Here is an 18828-nt window from a genome sequence, read left to right on the forward strand (position 1 = left end):
CGAGGATTCGCCCATGTCACGCGGTATTCCCCTTGCCTTGCTGGCGCTGACGCTGGGTGCGTTCGCCATCGGCACCACCGAGTTCGTCATCGTCGGCTTGATCCCGACCATTGCCGCCGATCTACACGTCAGCCTGCCCTCGGCCGGCCTGCTGGTTTCCCTGTACGCGCTGGGCGTTGCCATCGGCGCGCCGGTGCTGACCGCCTTGACCGGACGGGTGCCGCGCAAGGCTTTGTTGGTGGCGCTGATGCTGCTGTTCACCATCGGCAACCTGATTGCATGGATGGCGCCTGGTTATGGCTCGCTGATCGTTGCACGGGTGCTGACCGGACTGGCGCACGGCGTGTTCTTCTCGATCGGCTCGATCATCGCCACCTCGGTGGTGCCCAAGGACAAGGCCGCCAGCGCGATCGCGATCATGTTTACCGGGCTGACCGTGGCACTGGTCACCGGCGTGCCGCTGGGCACCTTCATCGGCCAGCACCTGGGCTGGCGCGCGACCTTCCTCGCGGTCGCTGCGTTGGGCGTGATCGCCCTGCTCGGCAGCCTGCTGTTCGTGCCGCGCGACCTGCCGCGCAGCGCGCCGGCCACGTTCGGCCAGCAGTTCGCAGTGCTGGCGCAGCCTCGGCTGTTGTTGGTCTATGCAATGACTGCGCTGGGCTATGGCGGCACCTTCCTGTCCTTCACCTTCCTCGCTTCGATCCTGCAGGACGTCAGCGGATTCTCGGCCAACGCGGTCAGCGCGGTGCTGCTGGTGTACGGCGTATCAGTGGCCATCGGCAATCTATGGGGCGGGCGCCTGGCCGACCGTCGCGGTCCAATTCCTGCGCTGACGCTGATCTTCGGCCTGCTCGCTTTGGTGCTGCTGGTGCTGACCTTCACTGCTTACAACCGTTGGCTGGTGCTGTTGACGGTGTTGGCGCTGGGTGCGGTGGCGTTCGGCAATGTGCCGGGATTGCAGGTGTACGTGGTCAAGCAGGCGCAGCGCTTCGTGCCGCAGGCAACCGATGTCGCATCGGGCCTGAACATCGCCGCGTTCAATATCGGCATCGCATTGGGCGCCTCGCTTGGTGGTCTGGTGGTCGATCACATCGGCCTGATGCACACGCCGTGGATTGGGGCGTTGGTGGTGTTGGGTGCGCTGGCTTTGACTGCGCTCAGCGGCCGCCTGGATCGCCGCGACGGATTGGATGTACGCGCCGACGGCATTGCCGTCAGCGCGCACTGACAGAACACGCTGTTACTTCCTCTTACCTTTTCGTTCGCACTGCACGGCGTAGCCTGTAAGCGCGGATTTCTGGAGATTTGAATGACTATTCCTGCTATTGGCCTTGGTACCTACCGCCTGAAGGATCAGGTGCTCACTGATTCAGTGCACAACGCACTGGAACTTGGCTACCGTGCTTTCGACACCGCACAGATCTACGAGAACGAGGCCGACCTGGGTGCTGCAATCGCCAGCGGCGCCGTGCCGCGCGAACAGCTGTTCCTGACCACCAAGATCTGGATCAGCAATTTCCACCACGATGACCTGCTTGCCAGCCTGCGCGAGAGCCTGCGCAAGCTGCGCACCGATCACGTCGACCTGACCCTGATCCACTGGCCCTCACCCAAGGACGAAGTGCCGATGGCCGAGTTCCTCGGTGCGCTGCGTGAGGCCAAGGTGCTGGGTTTGACCAAGGCGATTGGTGTCTCCAACTTCACCATCGACCTGACCCGCCAGGCCATCGCCATCCTCGGCGCCGATGCCATCGCCACCAACCAGATCGAAGTGCACCCGTATCTGCAGAACCGTGCATTGATCGCCTACCTGCGCGAACAAGGCATCCACGTCACCGCGTTCATGAGCCTGGCCTATGGCGCGGTGCTGAAGGACCCGGTGATCCAGGCCATTGCCGACAAGCATCAGGCAAGCACCGCACAGGTCGCCTTGGCATGGGCGCTGCAGCAAGGCTATGCGGTGATTCCGTCGTCGACCAAGCGCGAGAACCTCGCCGGCAACCTGCAGGCGGCGCAGCTGCGGTTGGATGCCGAGGACATGGCACGAATCGCCGAACTGGATCGCGGCGAGCGCGTGGCCAATCCGGGGATCGCGCCGGCTTGGGATTGAAGCGCGGTTCCTGAGTAAACCCATGGCGGGCTGGTGATACCTGCCTGCCATGCGTCCAGGCGCTGCGGTTGCCGCACTGCTAGCGGATACGCGGTGCCAACTCTTGTGCCAACGTTTCCAGCAACAGGCTGACCGTTGGCAGCTGACGCCGACTCTTCATCCAGGCCAAGCTGAGTGGCAGGCCCTGGCTGGCCAGATGCGGCAGCACTTCCACCAGCGCACCATCCTCGAGATGACTGCGTACCAGCCAGGTCGGCAGTTGCACGATGCCACTGCCGACCAGCGCCGCGGTGACCTGCCCTTCGCCATCTCCCACTACCAGCGGAGACGGCATCATCTGCAGTTCTACGTCACCTGGCATTGCAGCCGCGAAGCGCCAGGGACTGACCGAGCCATCGGCGCGTCCATAGGCGATGCAACGATGCGCCAGCAGATCCCCGCGCGTTGCCGGTACGCCATGTATCGCAAGATAGGCGGGGGCCGCACAGAACACGTGCTGCTCGTGGCCCAACAGCCGGTGTTCGACCAGCGATGACCAAGCATCTGGGCCGCCGATGCGCACGATGATGTCGACGCCGTCCTCGACCGGATCGATGAAGCGGTCCGAGAAGGACACCTGCGGCCGCGTCAGCGGATAGGCCTGGGCGAAGCCAAGAATTATCGGCAGAGCCTGCAGGCGCCCGAACGCTGCCGGCAGATCAATACGCACGCGCCCACTTGGCTCGTCATCCTCCGCTCGCAGCGACACCTCGGCCGCCTCCAGGTTCGTCAGCACTTCCGTGCAGGTCCGGTGGAAGGCGATGCCGGCTTCAGTCAATGACATGCGTCGCGTGGTGCGATGGAACAGCGTGCGGCCCAATCGTTCTTCCAATCGTGCGATCGACTTGCCGACCGCCGAAGCGGTGAGGTGCAGCCGCTCCGCAGCTGCAGTAAAGCTGCCTGCGTCGGCAACACAGACGAAGACGTCGAGGCCTTTCAGGCGTTCGGAGGGATGCATGCGGCTGGCTTCACGATTAAAGAATCTGATTCCGTAAAACCGGTAAAAACCATCGCGGAACGGAATGCAGCTCCACGATAGGCTGGGCGCCTTCTTCGATCAAGCATCCAAGGCAGCAATGAGCCAGCAACGCCCTACCGTACTTGTCACCGGCGCCACCGGTCAGATCGGCGCCGAAACCTTGAGAAACCTGCTGTTGGAAGATGCAGTCACGCCGGTCGCAGCAGTGCGCTCTTCAGCCAACGCCGCTGCGCTGGAGGCACAGGGAATCCGCACGGTGCTGCTCGATTTCGACAAGGAAGACACGCTGCTGCCAGCGCTGCAGGACATTGATCGCGTATTCCTGGTCACGGGCTACAGCGTGGACATGCTGCGCCAGAGCAAGGTTTTCCTCGATGCGGCCAAGCTGGCTGGCGTGCAGCATGTGGTGCACTTGGGTGCCTGCGGTGGTGATGACGCCAGCATCGGACATTGGGCCTGGCATCAGCTGGTGGAACGCTACATCGAGTGGCACGGCTTCTCGTTCACCCATCTCAGGCCGGAAGCCTTCATGCAGAACCTGCTCAGCTACGACGGCACCCGCGCCGTGGTCGACGGCGTGATCCGCCAGTACACCGGCGATGCACGCTTCAGCTGGGTCGATGGCGATGACGTCGCTGCGGTAGCCGCACAGGCGCTGGCGTGGCCGCAGCGGCATGCCGGGCAGACCTATCGCTTGGGCTACGACGCCAAGTCCTACGGCGAGGTCGCTGCGCTGATGAGCGAACTGCTTGGCCAATCATTCCGCTACGAGGCGCTCAGCCCGGATGTGTTCCTGGAGGACATGCGCGCGGCCGGTGCCGAGATGGTCTATATGAACTGCGTGCGCGACAACTTCCAGCGTGTTGCCGAGCGACGCGTACCGGGCATTGAAGCCACCTTCGACAACTTCCCCGCCATCACCGGCCGCGAGCCGGTGCGCTGGGCGGAGTTCATACGCAAAAACCGTGCTGCGTTTGCGTACTGAGCTGCGGAATTCGGGCGTTCTTCGGGACTAGCCGTCCATACCCTGCAGCAACCACGCACGCATCGCCGCAGACACTTCCTCGGGCATTTCCAAGGGTGCCAGATGGCCGCAGTCCTCGATCACCACCAGGTTTGATTGCGGCATCAACGCGGCCATCTCCTCGCTGACCGACAGTGGCGTGATCGCATCGTTGCGCCCACAGACGATCAAGGCCGGGCCCCGCCAATCGCGCAGGGCCTCGCTGCCGTCTGCACGCTGCAACTGGCTTTGGCGCAGGAACACTTCGGCTCCAAGACGTGCGGTCATGCTGCGTACGGTATCCACCAATGCATGGTCATCCAAGCGCGAAGCATCGATGTAGCTGCGCATCAGCTTGTCGCCGAAACCATGGAAGGTGCCGGGCAGGCGCACGCTGTTCTGCTGTGCCAGGCGTTGTGCAGCGCGTTCGGGCGAGTCGGGTTTGAACGAGGTATCCAGCAGTGCCAGCTTCAGTACCCGCTGCGGTGCGATGCGCAGGATTTCCTGGGCGACGTAACCGCCAAGGGAGAAGCCGGCCAAGGCGAACTGCTCCGGGGCCTTGGCCAGCACGTCTTCGGCGACCGCACGCATCGTTGTTTGTTTGGTGAGGTCGCCGACCTGGCAATCGGCGATGTCGGCGAGTGCTTCGAGCTGGGCCTGCCAGAGCGTGGCGTCGTTGAGCAGGCCGGGCAGCAGTAGCAGCGGGGTTCTGGCTGCTGGGTCTTGGTTCGTTTGCATGGCGCTATTGTCGCGCCTTGCGGTGGTTTGGGGGTGAGGAGGGGGCAACAGCGAAAGCCAAAGCCAAAGCCAAAGCACCCCTCCCCGGCCCTCCCCTTGCCTTCGGCAAAGGGAGGGAGCGGAGCTGCCCCCTCCCTTGCGCACAGCGCAGGGGAGGGTTGGGGAGGGGTGCCTTTGGCTCTTAGCCTTTAGCTCCCGACCTCACCCACCGGCAGCGTCACATTCATGATGGTCGAGTCATCCGGGTCGGCCTTCACCTTGAAGCCCAGGCTCTGGCACATCGCCAGCATGGTGCTGTTCTCACGTAGCACCTGCCCTTCCACAACGTTCAAACCCAGCCAGCCGGCGTACTCGATCATGATCTGCATCAGCTTCCAGCCGATGCCGTGGCCCTTCAGGTCCGAGCGGATCAGGATGCCGTACTCGCCACGGTTGTAATCGGCATCGGCGTGCAGGCGCACCGCACCGAGCATCTCGCCGGTCTTGGGATCGATCGCCACCAGCGCGATGGAACGCGCGTAATCCAGCTGGGTCAGGCGGGCGATGAACTCGTGGCTGAAATGCTTCACCGACTGGAAGAAGCGCAGGCGCAGGTCATCATCGGTGACGCGTGCGAAGAAGGCGCGGAACAGGCCATCGTCTTCCGGCCGCACCGGGCGGATGAAGGCCTTGCCACCGTCGGACAGATCGATCGTGCGTTCCCACTCGGTGGGATACGGGAAGATCGCGAAGCGCGGGTGGCCGCGGCCCTTGTGCAGGCGCTTGACCGGCGTGATTGCCACGCGTGCATCCAGCGCGATCACGCCGTTGCGGTCGGCCAGCAATGGATTGAGATCCAGCGTCCGGATTTCCGGAATATCCGCTGCCAGCTGCGCCAGCTTGACCAGCACCATCGCCACTGCGCGCTCGTCCGCCGCCGGTACATCGCCATAGGCCTTGAGGATGCGCGAGACGCGGGTGCGGCCGATTACTTCATGGGCAAGCCGCAGATCCAGCGGCGGCAATGCCAGGGTCTTGTCGTCGATCACTTCCACTGCGGTACCGCCACGGCCAAACACGACCACCGGGCCGAAGACTGGATCGTCGGCAATACCGGCGATCAACTCGCGCGCCTTGGGCCGGGTCAGGCTGGGTTGCACCAGCACGCCCTCGATGCGGGCCTGCGGACGCTTCTCGCGGGCACGCTGCAGGATGGTGGTTGCCGCGGACTGCACCGCACGCAGGCTGCCCAGGTTCAAGCGCACGCCATCGACTTCGGATTTGTGCGGGATGTCCGGCGAAAAAATCTTCACCGCCACGCTCATGCCCTGCTCCAGCATCGGCTGCGCGAGGTCCATCGCTTCGTGCGGATCACGCGCAACCATCACTTCCAACGACGGGATGCCGTAGGCCTGCAACAGTTTGTGCGTGGCAACCGGGTCCAGCCATTGCTGGTCATTGGCCAACGCCGCCTCGACCAACGCGCGCGCGGCCGGCACATCCACCACGAAATCTGCCGGCAGGCTGGGCGGCGTCTCCATCAGCGCCGTCTGTGCTTCGCGGTAACGCACCAGATGCTGGAAGCCGCGCACGGCGTCAGCTTCGGTTGGATAGGTCGGTACGCGCGCGGTGTTGAGGGTGACCGTGGCGCGGTCGTCATTGCCCAGCCATACCGCGAACACCGGCTTGTCGCGCAGCTGCCGCGAGCGTTGCCCCAGCGTGGTGGTCAGCGCCTGTGCGGCCTCGGCCGAGGAGGTGAAGGCGGTCGGCACGTTGATCACCAGTACCGCGTCGTTGGCATCGTCGGACAGCAAGGCTTCAATCGCCGAGGCGTAACGGCCGCCGTCGGCATCGACCACGATGTCGACCGGATTGTCGCGCGACCAGCCTTGCGGCAGGGCCTTGTCCAACAGTTCGACGGTGGCCGGTGACAGCTCGGCCAGGCTACCGCCGAGCGCCTGCAGCTGATCCACCGCCAGTCGACCAACACCACCGCCATTGCTGAGGATCGCCAAGCGTCTTCCGGGGAACGTACCAAGCCTGCCCAGTGTTTCGGCGGCAGTGAACAACTCGTCCAATGCATTCACCCGCAGCAGGCCGGCGCGGTTGAAGGCTGCGCCGTAGACCGCGTCGGAATCGGCCAGCGCCTGCGAGTGGGTAGTGACCACTTCGTCACCACCGCGCGACTTGCGCCCGGATTTGACCACCACCACGGGTTTTGCACGTGCAGCGGCGCGTGCGGCCGACATGAACTTGCGCGCGTCGCTGATCTGGTCGACGTAGAGCAGGATGGCGCGGGTGCGGTAGTCGCTGGCGAAGTAATCGAGCAGGTCGCCGAAGTCGACGTCCAGCGCGTCGCCCAGCGATACCACCGCCGAGAAACCGACCGAGCGCGCCACGCCCCACTCCACCAGTGCAGCGGCAATCGCGCTGGATTCGGAAATCAACGCCAGATCGCCGGCCTGCGGCGTGTGCGCGGCGATACTGGCGTTGAGCCGTGCATGCGGGGCGATGACGCCCAGGCAATGCGGACCGAGCACGCGCATACCCTTGGGCCGCGCTGCTGCTTCCACCTGCGCAGCCAACGAGCCCGGGCCCTTGCCCAGGCCGGAAGTGAGAATGATGGCCGCGGCCACGCCCAGTTCGGCCGCTTGGGCAACCACCTGCGGCAACAGCGTTGCCGGCACGGTGATGACCACCAGATCCGGAATCCACGGCAGGTCTTTGAGCTTTTTGACCGTGCGCATGCCGTCGATTTCGGCATAGCGCGGGCTGACCCAGCCGATCTGCCCAGCAAAGCCGCCTGCACGCAGATTGCGGATTACCGCGCGGCCGGCGGAACGATCGCGCGGGCTGCCGCCAATCACTGCCACCGAGCGGGGGCGGAATACGGTCTGCAGGTGATAGGTGCTCATTGCGACGCCTGTTGCGGGTACCGGGTCAAAGGTACACGGCTGCGGTGGTGGGTGGGCTGCGTTGGATCAAAGTGGGGGTATTTTGGGATGTTGGTGGAGGCCAGCCTTGATTGCTGCGAAGAGCACCCCTCCCCGGCCCTCCCCTGCGCTGCGCGCAAGGGAGGGAGACAAGCTCTGCCCCTCCCTTTGGCGTAGCCAAGGGGAGGGTTGGGGAGGGGTGGTTTTTGCGGTTGCCGTTGGGTTTGCCTGTAAAGCCTCTGCCGAGCATGGCTCGGCACTACCGGCCCCTCTACGGGTAAAGCTCCTGCCGAGCATGGCTCGGCACTACAACAGCGTGCCGCCGAGGATCATTGCGGCGATGCTGAAATAGATCACCAGCCCGGTGACATCCACCAGCGTTGCCACGAACGGCGCCGAGGCGCTGGCCGGGTCGAAGCCCAGGCGCTTGAGCACAAACGGCAGCATCGAGCCCGACAGCGAACCGAAGGTGACGATGCCGATCAGGGCCGCGCCGATGGTCACTGCCAGCAGCTTCCAGTGTTCGCCGTAGTCGTGCAGGCCGGCCAGCTGCCAGACGGTGATGCGGATGATCGCCAAGGTACCGAGGATCGCACCGAGCACCACGCCGGTTGGCAGTTCACGCAGGGCGACCTTCCACCAGTCGCGCAGGCGCAGTTCGCGCAGGGCCAGCGAACGGATCAGCAGCGAGGTGGCCTGTGAGCCGGAATTGCCGCCCGAGCTCATGATCAGCGGAATGAACAAGGTCAGCACCACCGCACGCGCCAGTTCATCCTCATAGTGCTGCATGGCGCTGGCCGTGAGCATTTCGCCGAGGAACAGCACGCTCAACCAGCCGGCACGCTTGCGCAGCATCTCCAGGAAGCCGATCTGCATGTACGGCTTGTCCAAGGCTTCCACGCCGCCGAACTTGTGCACGTCCTCGGTGGATTCATCGATCAGCGCATCGAGGATGTCGTCGACGGTGACAATCCCCAGCATCTGCTGCTGTGCATCCACCACCGGGATCGCCAGCAGATCGTGGCGGCGGATCAGCTGCGCTACCTCCTCCTGGTCCAGCAGCGCATCCACCGTCACCGGCGGGTTGACCTGGGCAACGGACAGGATCGAATCCTCCGGCTCGCCGGTGATCAGCCGCCGCATCGTCACCACCTGCTGCAGCTGGCGGGTCTGCGGGTCCAGCACATAGATGGCGTAGACCGTCTCGCGGCTGCGCTCCACCTCGCGGATGTGCTGCATGGTCTGCGCCACCGTCCAGTCCGCCGGCACGCCGACGAACTCGGTGGTCATCAAGGCACCGGCGGTGTTGGGCGGGTAGCTCAGCAGCAGTTGGATCGAACGCCGCGCCTCCGGTGCCAGCAGCGGGATCAGCCGTGCGCGCTCAGCAGCATCCAGTTCATGGACGATGTCGGTGGCTCGGTCGTCGGCCATCAGCCCCAGCAGGGCCGCGGCGCGGGCTGGCGGCAGCGCTGCGATCAGCGCGCCGGCATGCTGCAGCTCGGGGGCTTCCAGCAGTTTGACCGCACGCGGCAATGACAGGGCCGCCAGGGTATTGGCCGCATGCGGCAATGGCAGGGCGTTGAGGTACTCCACCGCGTCGGCGGTGTTGTAATCGGCAAGGGGCGCGCTCAGCGTGGCTGCGTCCACCACTGGCCGCAGAAATTGCTTCTGGTTCATGTTGATTCGCCTGTTCTGGATTGCGACCGCAACGCCAGCACAGGGCGAACCAGCCCTGTCAGGCGGTTGCCGTCGCTGGTGTCGACGATCGCGATCGACTTCTACTGTCGCTGGACATGGGTTGGACTCCGGAAAGGTGCTGCGCGGTTCTACCGGCAGCGGCGCGAGTCTGGTCCTGTTGGCCGACGGGGTCAAGCCTGCATCGCTGCATCCCGCCAATGGAGGGCTGCCGTTCGCATTCACACACGGCACAGTCCGCATAATGTGAAATCGTCGGTAGGCAGTTGCCCGACCGGTCAGCTGAATCAATCAAGGAATCCCTTTAAATGCATGGCACCGGTCTCGAACTCGCCTTGGTACTGCTGCTGGCGGCGGTCATCGCCGTGCCGGTATTCAAGCGCTTCGGGCTGGGCGCGGTGCTGGGCTATCTGGCCGCTGGCGTGGTGCTGGGACCGCACGTGCTGGGCTTCGTGCAGGACGCCGACCGCATCCTCAATGCCGCTGAGATCGGCGTGGTGATGCTGTTGTTCGTCATCGGGCTGGAGCTGTCACCGTCGCGGCTGATGGTGATGCGGCGGCCGGTGTTCGGCGCAGGCACCGTGCAGGTGCTGCTCAGTGCAATGGTGTTGGGCGGCTTGCTGCTGCTGAATCACTTCTCGTGGAAGAGCGCGTTGGTGATCGGCACCGCGCTGGCCTTGTCCTCCACCGCGGTTGGGCTGCAGCTGCTGTCCGAGCACAAGGCACTCAACTCCGACTATGGCCGGCTCGGCTTCGCCATCCTGCTGTTCCAGGATCTGGTCGCCATCCCCTTGCTGGCCGCCATTCCCCTGCTGGGCGGGGTCAAGAACGAAACCCTGAGCTGGCAGGATGCTTCCATCGCGCTGGGTGCACTGATGCTGGTGATCGTGCTCGGCCGGCCGATGCTGCGCCAGCTGTTCAACATCGTCGCCCGCACCCGCATGCCGGAAGTGTTCACCGCCACCGCCTTGCTGGTGGTGCTGGGCACGGCCTGGTTCATGGCCGAGGCCGGGCTCAGCGCCAGCCTCGGCGCCTTCATCGCCGGTGTATTGCTGGCCGACTCCGAGTTCCGCCACGAGATCGAATCACAGATCGAGCCGTTCAAGGGCCTGCTGCTCGGCCTGTTCTTCATTGCCGTTGGCATGGGCATCGACCTGAAGCGGGTTGCGGCCGAACCGGAGATCATCGCGCTGGGCGTGGCGATCCTGCTGGCGGTGAAGTTCTCCATCCTGATCGCGCTCGGCCTGGCTGCGCGCATGTCGCTGCGCAACGCCTTGATGCTGGGCAGCGTGCTGTGGCTGGGCGGCGAGTTCGCCTTCGTGGTGTTCAACGAAGCCGAGCGTGCGCATCTGCTCGGTCGAATCAACCACGACCGGCTGGTGGCGGTAGTCAGCCTGTCGATGGCGATCACGCCCTTGCTGCTGCTCGCGCTGCAGCGCACATTGCAGCTCAAGCCGCCTGCACGGCCTGCGCAGCCCGAACCGGATGAAACGCTGAAGGACGCTGCTGTACAGCGGCCAAAGGTATTGATTGCCGGCATGGGCCGCTTCGGCCAGATCGTCGGCCGCCTGCTGACCGCGCAACGCATTCCGTTTGTTGCGCTGGAGGCCGACCCGGACACGGTCAAGGACCTGCGTCGCTTCGGCAACCAGCTGTACTACGGCGACCCTACCCGCCCCGATCTGCTGCGTGCGGCCGGTGCCGAGCACATCCGCGTATTCGTGATGGCGATGGACGACCCGGACACCAATCTACGCGCGGTGCGACTGGTGCGGCGCATGTATCCCAAGGCGACGGTGCTGGCGCGTGCACGCAACCGCCAGCACGCCTGGAAGCTGCTGGATATGTCGGCAGAGCCGTTCCGCGAGGTATTCGGCTCCAGCTTGGAGGCCAGCGAGCGCGTGCTGACCGCGCTAGGTTTTCCGGAAAATGTCGCGCGCGACCATGTGCAGCGTTTCCGTGAACACGATGAAGCACTGCTCAAGGCGCAGCATCTTGTATACGACGATGAAGTTGCGGTGATGCAGACTTCGCGCGATGCACGCGCTGATTTGATGCATCTGTTCGAGGCTGATGCCAGTGACAGTACGACGGTGAAGCCTTCCAACGACAAGGAATGAAGCGCCGTGGGCTGGCGCTGTTCTTTGTAGGAGCGGCGTAAGCCGCGAAGCTGACGGTGCTGAAGTCGTTGGTATCCATGTGATCTGATGATGTTGCGACTTCGCGGCTTACGCCGCTCCTACAAATGCAGCCGCAACATGCCTGCCTCATGAAAAGGGCGCCTTGCGGCGCCCTTTGTGCTTACTTGCGGCGCTGGGCCGGTACGAAGACTTCGTTGACTGCTGCCGCCAGCTGGTCCGGCGGCAACAGGCCCTGGTCGAGCAGGAAGTTGTTGAACGCCAGGCGATCGAACTTGTCGCCCAGTGCCAGCTCGGTCTGCATGCGCAGTTCCATGATGCGCGTATAGCCATAGAAGTAACTGCAGGCCTGGCCCGGCGAGCGCACGGTGTAACGGTCCAGCTCCTGCATGGTCATCGCCTCGGACAGGCCTACGCCTTCCACCAGCACCTTGCGGGCACGTTCGCGGTCGGTCTGGCCCAGGTTGAGCGCGGGGTCGAGCATGGCGCGGGCCGCACGCAGCAGGCGGAACTGCAGCGCGATCATCTGTCCGTCCAGCGGTTCGAACGGCACCATCTCGGCTTCGGCATACAGCGCCCAGCCTTCAACGTTGACGGAGTTGAAAGCGAACATGGTGCGTGCCAGCGAGATGCCACGCTCGACCATCGCCGCGAACTGCAGGTCGTGGCCGGGGCGGCCTTCGTGCGCGCTCAACGTCCATGCCGCCGAACCGAAGTTGAAGTCGTCGTACTGCGCCTTCTCACCCGAGGCCGGGTTGCCCAGCGGCAGCACGAAGGTGCCCTGCTGGCCGGTGTTGCCGACCAGCGGCGCCGGCAGGTAGTGCGGTGCCGGCGAGGCGGCGCTTTCAGCTTCACTGCCCAGGCGCATCTGCAGCGGACGCTGCGGCACATCGACGATGCCCTGCTTGTGGATGATCGGGTCGATCGCATCGATGACGCCGCGGTAATGCGATTCGAGCTGATCGTTGCTGATCTTGTCCTGCTTCAGCGCGCGGATCACCGCCACGTAGTCGGTGTTGTCGGCGACCTTCAAACCCTTGGCCTGCACCACCAGCGGTGCCAGCTGGCGCATCATCGCGCGGGTTTCCATGTATTCGAGCTGGGCACGCTGCATCAGCAGGGCCGGATCGATGTCCACGCCCACTTCCTTGAGCTGGAAGGCATACAGCTCAGCCGGCAGACGGTTGTCGGTGCGCGCCTTGGGCAGCACTTCCTTGCTGGTCCAGGCGATGTAGTCCTTCATCTGCGTGGATAGCTCGGCCAGCGAGGCGTCGGCACCATCGATCTTGTACTTGGCGAACAGCTTGCCGATGCCGGCGATGTAGGTATCGACGTTGGCCAGCGCCTGCTCGACTTCGATCTTGGTCGGCTGCAGCAGGTTGGGCGTGCCGCTCTTTTCCTCATAGCGTTGCCGCGCCAGGGTAGCCAGTGGCCGCGTGCCGGGTGCCTTGCCGAGGTAGGCATTGAGCCGGTCCAGCGCCTTGAACCGACGCGCTTCAGGCACCTGGTCGGAGAGCAGGCCGTTGATGCCGCCGAACACGGTCTGCGGCACATCCACCCACGGCATCAGGTGCTGTTCGTTGAGGGTGCTGCTTTCGATGTTGCGCTCGGCGGCGCCGATCATGATCTCCAAATCCTGGCGTAGGTTGGGATCACGCTCGACCTGCAGCTTCTCGCGCAGCTGGTCGCGCGCCTTGTTCATGGCGGCGCGGTAGCGGCCGGTGTTGTCCGCGCGCAGATCGACGACCTTGTCGTCATAGCCAGGCACGCCGAAGAAGCTGGTCAACTCCGGCTGGAACGGTGCCTGCGCCTGCAGCAGGATCTGCGCCAGCTCGTTGCTGCGCGCAACCCAGGCCGGGGCGGCGGGCGTTGTCTTGGTCGTTGCGGGTGCGGCGGCGCTTGCGGTGAGCGGCAGCGGGGCGGCCAGTGCAAGGGCGACTGCGAGGACGAGAGGCTTCATGGACAGCTCCGTAAGGGATGGGCTGACCGTACGCAGTCGCTGCCGGGGCGGCAAGGGTAGGAAGTGGGGGTGTTCTGGGAATTGGGGCGACGGCGGGAGCAAAGCTCACCCCTCCCCAGCCCTCCCCTTGCCTGCGGCAAAGGGAGGGAGACAAGCGGCTGCGCAGAGATCTGACCGATTGCTGCGAACGGCCCCCTCCCTTTCGCGCAGCGAAGGGGAGGGTTGGGGAGGGGTGCTTTTGGCTTTAAGCCTCCAACCACCCTCACCCACAAATCAAAACAGCAAAACGCCTCAAGGCTTCAAGCAACGCCCAAGGAAGTTCTCAGCCACACGGTAGCGATGCAACGCATCCGCACCCGACAAACCATGTTTGGCGCCCGGATAGGTCATCAGTTCGAACGGCTGACCACGCTTCTGCAGCGCGCTCATCAGCGCGGTCGAGTTGGAGAACAGCACGTTGTCATCGGCCATGCCGTGGATCAGCAGCAGCGGCGAGGTCAGCCCGGCGATATGGGTGAGCACGCGTGCTTCGCGGTAACCATCGACATTGGCTGCCGGCAGGTTCATGTAGCGCTCGGTGTAATGGGTGTCGTACAGGCCCCAATCGGTGACCGGCGCGCCAGCCACGCCACAGGCGTACTGGTTCGAGGCCTTGGCCAGCAGCATCAGCGTCATGTAGCCGCCGTTGGACCAACCCTGCACGCCGATGCGGCTGCCATCCACCCACGGCTGCGACTTCAGCCATTCCACGCCCTTGAGCTGGTCGGCCACTTCCACCGTGCCCTGCACACCGTACAGCGCACCACCGAAGTCACGGCCGCGACGCGGCGTGCCACGGTTGTCCAGCGAGAACACCACATAGCCGCGCTGGGCCAGATATTGGTTGAACAGGTGATCGCCGCGGCCAGGCCAGCTGTCGGTCACAGTCTGCGAGGCCGGGCCGCCGTAGACATAGACGGCAACCGGATACTTCTTCGCCGGGTCGAAGCCTTCCGGCTTGATCACGCTGTAGTTCAGCGGGGTCTTGCCATCGGCGGCGGTCAGCGTGCCGTATTCAACCGGGCGCTGCGCGTCGCGGTACTTGGCGTACGGGTGGTTGGCATCGGCCAGGTTGTTGTCCAGCAGGGTGGCGATCTTTTCGCCATTGGCCCGGAACAGTTCAATCTGCGGCGGCGTGGTGCTGTTGGACCAGCTGTCCACATAGACGCTGGCGTTCTTGGCGAACGCGGCGCTGTGCATGCCGGCGGTCTTCGACAGCTTGGTCGGCGTACCACCGGCCAGCGGCACCGAATAGATTTCGCTGCGCAGCGCTGATTCGATGCCGGCACGGAAGTAGACGGTGCCGGCGTCTTCGTCGACGGCCAGCAATTCGTCCACCGGCCAGTTGCCGGACGTCAACGCAGTCTGGTTGCGGCCGTCAGCGCTGGAGACATACAGATGCTGGAAGCCGCTGCGCTCGGACGACCACAGGAAGCGGCCATCCTTGAGGAACTTCAGGCTGTTGTGCAGCGGCACCCAGGTCTTGCTGGTTTCGGTGACCAGCAGCTGCTGCTTGCCGTCGGCCAGGTTGGCTTCGATCAGCTCGAGCTTGTGCTGGTCGCGGCTCTGGCGCTGGAACGAAAGGTGCTGGCCGTCGCGCCATTTGACGCGGGTCAGGTAGATATCCTGCTGCTTGCCCAAGTCCACCCAGTTGACCGTCGCATCAGCGCGCGGCGCGATCACGCCCAGGGTCACCAGCACATTGTGGTCGCCGGCCGCCGGGTAACGCTGCTCGACCATCTCGACGCGGTCGGCATACATCTCGTAGCGCTTCTGCACCGGCACCGGCGATTCGTCGATGCGGGCGAAGGCAATGGCCGAGTCGTCCGGCGCCCACCAGTAACCGGTGTGACGGTCCATTTCCTCATCGGCGACGAACTCAGCCACACCGTTGCCGATGGTGGCGCTGCCGTCGCGGGTCAGCTGCAGCTGCTTGCCGCTGGCCAGGTCGATCACCCACAGATTGCGCTCGCGCACGAAGCTGACGAAGCCGCCCATGGGCGAGAGCTTGGCGTCGGTGCTGAAACCCTCGCCGTTGGTGAGCTTGCGCACTGCGGCGCTGCCCTGCTTGCCAAGATCGTAGAGATAGAGCTCGCCGCCCAGCGGAAACAGCAGAGTCTTGCCGTCAGGTGACCACTGGTAATCGACGATGCCACTGAAGGCGGCGATGCGCTGGCGCTCGCGGCGGGCCTTTTCGGCGTCGCTCAGGGTTTCGGTGCCGGGCAGCACCACTTTGGAATCCACCAGCAGCCGCGTCTGGCCGCTGGCGATGTCGTATTCCCACAGGTCCAGCTGCTTGACGTCGCTGTCCTTGCCGCGCAGGAAGGTGACCCGCGAACCGTCTGGCGCCACCTTGGGCTTCATCAACGTGGGGCCGGACAGCGGCGCCTTGCCGGTGATGGCTTCGAGGGTGAGCTTTTCAGCGTGGACAGCAGGGGTGGCTAAGATCATGGCAAGGGCTAGAAACAAGGGACGCATGGTTTACCTGTCAGAACAGCACGGATCTGACCATCCTAGCCGAGCACCGCCCGTACTGCCCCTGCCGCGAGTCAGTCGCGCTTGCCGAACAGCAGGCGCTTCTCCTCGTCGCTGAGCGGCTGCCCGGCCTGCGGGTTGACCGTCGGCCCGACCGCATAGGCACGCTGGGTAGCCGGGCGCTCGGCGATGGCCTGGTGCCAGCGGCGCAGGTGCGGGAAGGCGTCGAAGTCCACCGGCAGCTTGGCGTAGGCGCCAATCCACGGATAGCTGGCCATGTCGGCGATGCCGTACTCGTTGCCGCCCAGGTAGGCCGACTCGGACAGGCGCTTGTCCATCACCCGGTGCAGGCGCCGCACCTCGCTGTCATAGCGCTCGATCGCATAGGGGATGCGCTCCGGCGCGTAGACGTTGAAGTGGCCCATCTGCCCACTCATCGGACCGAGACCGCCCATCTGCCAGAACAGCCATTCCAGGCTGGCGGCACGGCCGCGCAGGTCGGTAGGGATGAAGCGGCCGGTCTTCTCGGCCAGGTACAGCAGGATGGCGCCGGACTCGAACACGCTCAACGGCGCGCCGCCATCGGCCGGGGCATGGTCGACGATGGCCGGCATCTTGTTGTTCGGCGAAATGGCGAGGAATTCCGGCAGGAACTGGTCGCCCTTGCCGATGTTGACCGGGTGCACGCGATATTCCAGCCCAGCCTCCTCCAGGAACAGGGTGATCTTGTGGCCATTCGGGGTAGGCCAGTAATAAAGGTCGATCATGAATACGCCTCGGCGGAACCATCCTCAGGGGCTCCTACGGTAGCCGCTTGGCAGCCTTCCGGGCGACCGGTAACCTCCCCCGTTTCCGCAACGCACCATCCTTCCCAATGTCTGAACAGAAATCACTGAGCCCGCTGTCCTCCCTGATCTTCGCTTCACGCTGGCTGCAGCTGCCGCTGTACCTGGGCCTGATCCTGGCGCAATGCGTCTATGTATTCCTGTTCGGCAAGGAGCTATGGCACCTGATCCATTCGGCCACGCAGTTGACCGAGCAGCTGATCATGCTGGCGGTGCTGGGTCTGATCGATGTGGTGATGATCTCCAACCTGCTGATGATGGTGATCGTGGGCGGCTATGAAACCTTCGTCTCGCGTCTGCGTCTGGACAACCACCCGGACCAGCCGGAGTGGCTGAGCCACGTCAACGCCTCGGTGCTGAAGGTGAAACTGGCAATGGCGATCATCGGCATCTCCTCCATCCACCTGCTCAAGACCTTCATCGAGATCGGCACGCTGGGCACTGAAGGCAGCAAGTACACCGAGGCCGGTGTGCTGTGGCAGACCATCATCCACTGCGTGTTCATCCTGTCGGCCATTGGCATCGCCTGGACCGACAAGCTGATGTCTGGCAGCCACGCCAAGCCAGCATCCAACGCGCACTGAGCAACACCAGCGACGGGCGTCGAATCATGTGACGCCCGTCACTTTTTCATTTCAGCGTCATCATCGACCGCCGCATCTCTTGCCGGCGATGCTAGATTCGCGCTTCACTGCTGATGGGTGCTGCATCGGGAAATGCCAGCACCACACCGCCGTCAGGGCATACGCAGTCCACGTTCGTCGATTCAAGGGGATGTTTGATGTCGTACGTCATGAGTAAAGGCAAGCTGCGTCTGTTGGCGCCCGCTCTTCTGCTGACCACGCTGGTCGCCTGTTCCGGCAAGGATGAAACCACTGCGCCAGCCGCCGCACCGGCCACACCTGCTGCAGCTGCGCCGGCCGCACCGGTGGTTGCCGACAAGGTGCAGGCCATGGACACCCAGCAGCTGCGCGATATGGCCAGCGCCGCACTGCGCGAAAACCGCATGTATGCCCCAGCCGGCGACAACGCCATGGAGTACTACCTTGCGCTGCGCGACAAGCTGCCCAACGATGCCTCGATCAAGAGCGCGCTGACCGACCTGCAGCCCTACACCCTGATCGCCGCCGAGCAGGCTCTGAGCCGTGAGGACTTCACCGAAACCCAGCGCCTGATCGCGTTGGTTGAAAAGGTAGACCCCACCGCACCGGCGCTGCCGCGCCTGAAGCAGGGCGTCACCGGCAGCATGCAGGTGGCCGAACGCCGCACCGTGGAAGAAGCCGACAAGGCCAAGAAGGACGCTGAGACCCGCGCCAAGCAGCAGGTCGAGCAGCAGCGCATGGCCCAGCAACAGGCCGCCGAAGCCACCGCCGCGCAGCAGCTGGCAGCAAAGCAGGAAGCCGCGCGCAAGGACAGCGAGCGTCAGGAAGCCGAGCGCCAGGCCGCTACCCGCCGCGAAGCCGAGCAGCGCAGCGCTGCCCAGGCCGCCGCTCAGCAGGCCGCTGCGCCCAAGCCGGCAGCAGCGCCGGCGCTGCGTGCGGTCAGTACCCCGGCCCCGCGCTACCCGGCCGACGCACTGCGTTCGGGCACCTCGGGCGAAGTGCTGGTGGAATTGAGCATCGGCACCGACGGTTCGGTCACCGATGCCCGCGTGCTGCGCGCCAACCCGGCACGCGTGTTCGACCGCGAAGCCTTGAATGCGGTGAGGCGCTGGAAGTTCGAGCCGATCAACAGCCCGACCACCACCCGTCGCACCTTGGCGTTTGCGCCGAACAAGTAAGCAGTTTTTGTAGTGCCGCGCCCAGCTGGCCAACAAGAAAAACGGTAGGACCCCCCGCCGCCCTGGGGGCGGGCCGGATAGAGTCAGAAAAAAAAAACACCCGCGCGACCGGGGG

12 protein-coding genes and 2 pseudogenes are annotated in these 18828 nt (G+C 64.5%); 7 read left to right on the forward strand and 7 right to left on the reverse strand.

Going from position 1 to position 18828, the window contains the following annotated elements; translation table 11 throughout:
* Positions 1-13: 13 nt before the first annotated feature.
* Together ACVOLZ_RS16890 and dkgB are read left to right on the forward strand one after the other, a co-directional pair.
* A complete protein-coding gene (locus tag ACVOLZ_RS16890) occupies positions 14-1228 on the forward strand; it encodes an MFS transporter (protein WP_481517122.1) in 1215 nt (404 codons plus the stop codon).
* An 81-nt stretch (positions 1229-1309) separates the two neighbouring features.
* Complete coding sequence (gene dkgB, locus ACVOLZ_RS16895) at positions 1310-2110, forward strand: 2,5-didehydrogluconate reductase DkgB (protein ID WP_481517123.1); 801 nt, start codon at positions 1310-1312, stop codon at positions 2108-2110.
* Positions 2111-2189: 79 nt separating this feature from the next.
* Here dkgB and ACVOLZ_RS16900 read toward each other — a convergent pair whose 3' ends face one another.
* Entirely contained in the window at positions 2190-3107 is a 918-nt protein-coding gene (locus tag ACVOLZ_RS16900; RefSeq protein ID WP_481517124.1) for a LysR family transcriptional regulator, read from the reverse strand.
* Between the two features lie 64 nt (positions 3108-3171).
* Between ACVOLZ_RS16900 and ACVOLZ_RS16905 the strand changes: the two genes are divergently transcribed.
* On the forward strand, positions 3172-4113 hold the full coding sequence (locus tag ACVOLZ_RS16905; protein WP_481517125.1) for an NmrA family NAD(P)-binding protein: 942 nt from the start codon (positions 3172-3174) through the stop codon (positions 4111-4113).
* Between the two features lie 27 nt (positions 4114-4140).
* Here ACVOLZ_RS16905 and ACVOLZ_RS16910 read toward each other — a convergent pair whose 3' ends face one another.
* The 3 genes from ACVOLZ_RS16910 to mgtE all read right to left on the reverse strand — a co-directional run bounded on the left by ACVOLZ_RS16910 (position 4141) and on the right by mgtE (position 9458).
* Positions 4141-4869 (reverse strand): alpha/beta fold hydrolase, encoded by a 729-nt coding sequence (locus tag ACVOLZ_RS16910; protein ID WP_481517126.1) that lies wholly within the window; start codon positions 4867-4869, stop codon positions 4141-4143.
* A gap of 188 nt (positions 4870-5057) precedes the next feature.
* Entirely contained in the window at positions 5058-7763 is a 2706-nt protein-coding gene (locus ACVOLZ_RS16915; protein WP_481517127.1) for a bifunctional acetate--CoA ligase family protein/GNAT family N-acetyltransferase, read from the reverse strand.
* A gap of 324 nt (positions 7764-8087) precedes the next feature.
* On the reverse strand, positions 8088-9458 hold the full coding sequence (gene mgtE / locus ACVOLZ_RS16920; RefSeq protein ID WP_481517128.1) for a magnesium transporter: 1371 nt from the start codon (positions 9456-9458) through the stop codon (positions 8088-8090).
* 326 nt (positions 9459-9784) lie between these two features.
* Between mgtE and ACVOLZ_RS16925 the strand changes: the two are divergent.
* Both ACVOLZ_RS16925 and ACVOLZ_RS16930 read left to right on the forward strand, forming a co-directional pair.
* Positions 9785-10916: pseudogene (locus ACVOLZ_RS16925) on the forward strand (monovalent cation:proton antiporter-2 (CPA2) family protein); the annotation flags it as partial.
* A 71-nt stretch (positions 10917-10987) separates the two neighbouring features.
* Positions 10988-11596, forward strand: a pseudogene (locus ACVOLZ_RS16930) (NAD-binding protein); the annotation flags it as partial.
* Between the two features lie 181 nt (positions 11597-11777).
* Here the strand turns inward: ACVOLZ_RS16930 and ACVOLZ_RS16935 are convergent.
* From ACVOLZ_RS16935 to ACVOLZ_RS16945, 3 genes are all read right to left on the reverse strand, one after another.
* Positions 11778-13574 (reverse strand): DUF885 domain-containing protein, encoded by a 1797-nt coding sequence (locus ACVOLZ_RS16935; RefSeq protein WP_481517129.1) that lies wholly within the window; start codon positions 13572-13574, stop codon positions 11778-11780.
* Between the two features lie 291 nt (positions 13575-13865).
* Positions 13866-16091, reverse strand: coding sequence for a S9 family peptidase (locus tag ACVOLZ_RS16940; RefSeq protein WP_481517130.1), 2226 nt, complete (start codon positions 16089-16091; stop codon positions 13866-13868).
* 71 nt (positions 16092-16162) lie between these two features.
* Entirely contained in the window at positions 16163-16855 is a 693-nt protein-coding gene (locus ACVOLZ_RS16945; protein WP_481517131.1) for a glutathione binding-like protein, read from the reverse strand.
* Between the two features lie 107 nt (positions 16856-16962).
* Between ACVOLZ_RS16945 and ACVOLZ_RS16950 the strand changes: the two genes are divergently transcribed.
* Positions 16963-17517: a TIGR00645 family protein gene (locus tag ACVOLZ_RS16950; protein ID WP_481517132.1), complete on the forward strand. Its 555-nt coding sequence runs from the start codon at positions 16963-16965 to the stop codon at positions 17515-17517.
* Between the two features lie 197 nt (positions 17518-17714).
* Positions 17715-18713, forward strand: coding sequence for an energy transducer TonB (locus ACVOLZ_RS16955; RefSeq protein WP_481517133.1), 999 nt, complete (start codon positions 17715-17717; stop codon positions 18711-18713).
* Positions 18714-18828 lie beyond the last annotated feature (115 nt).

Source organism: Stenotrophomonas sp. STEN020, from assembly GCF_056760195.1.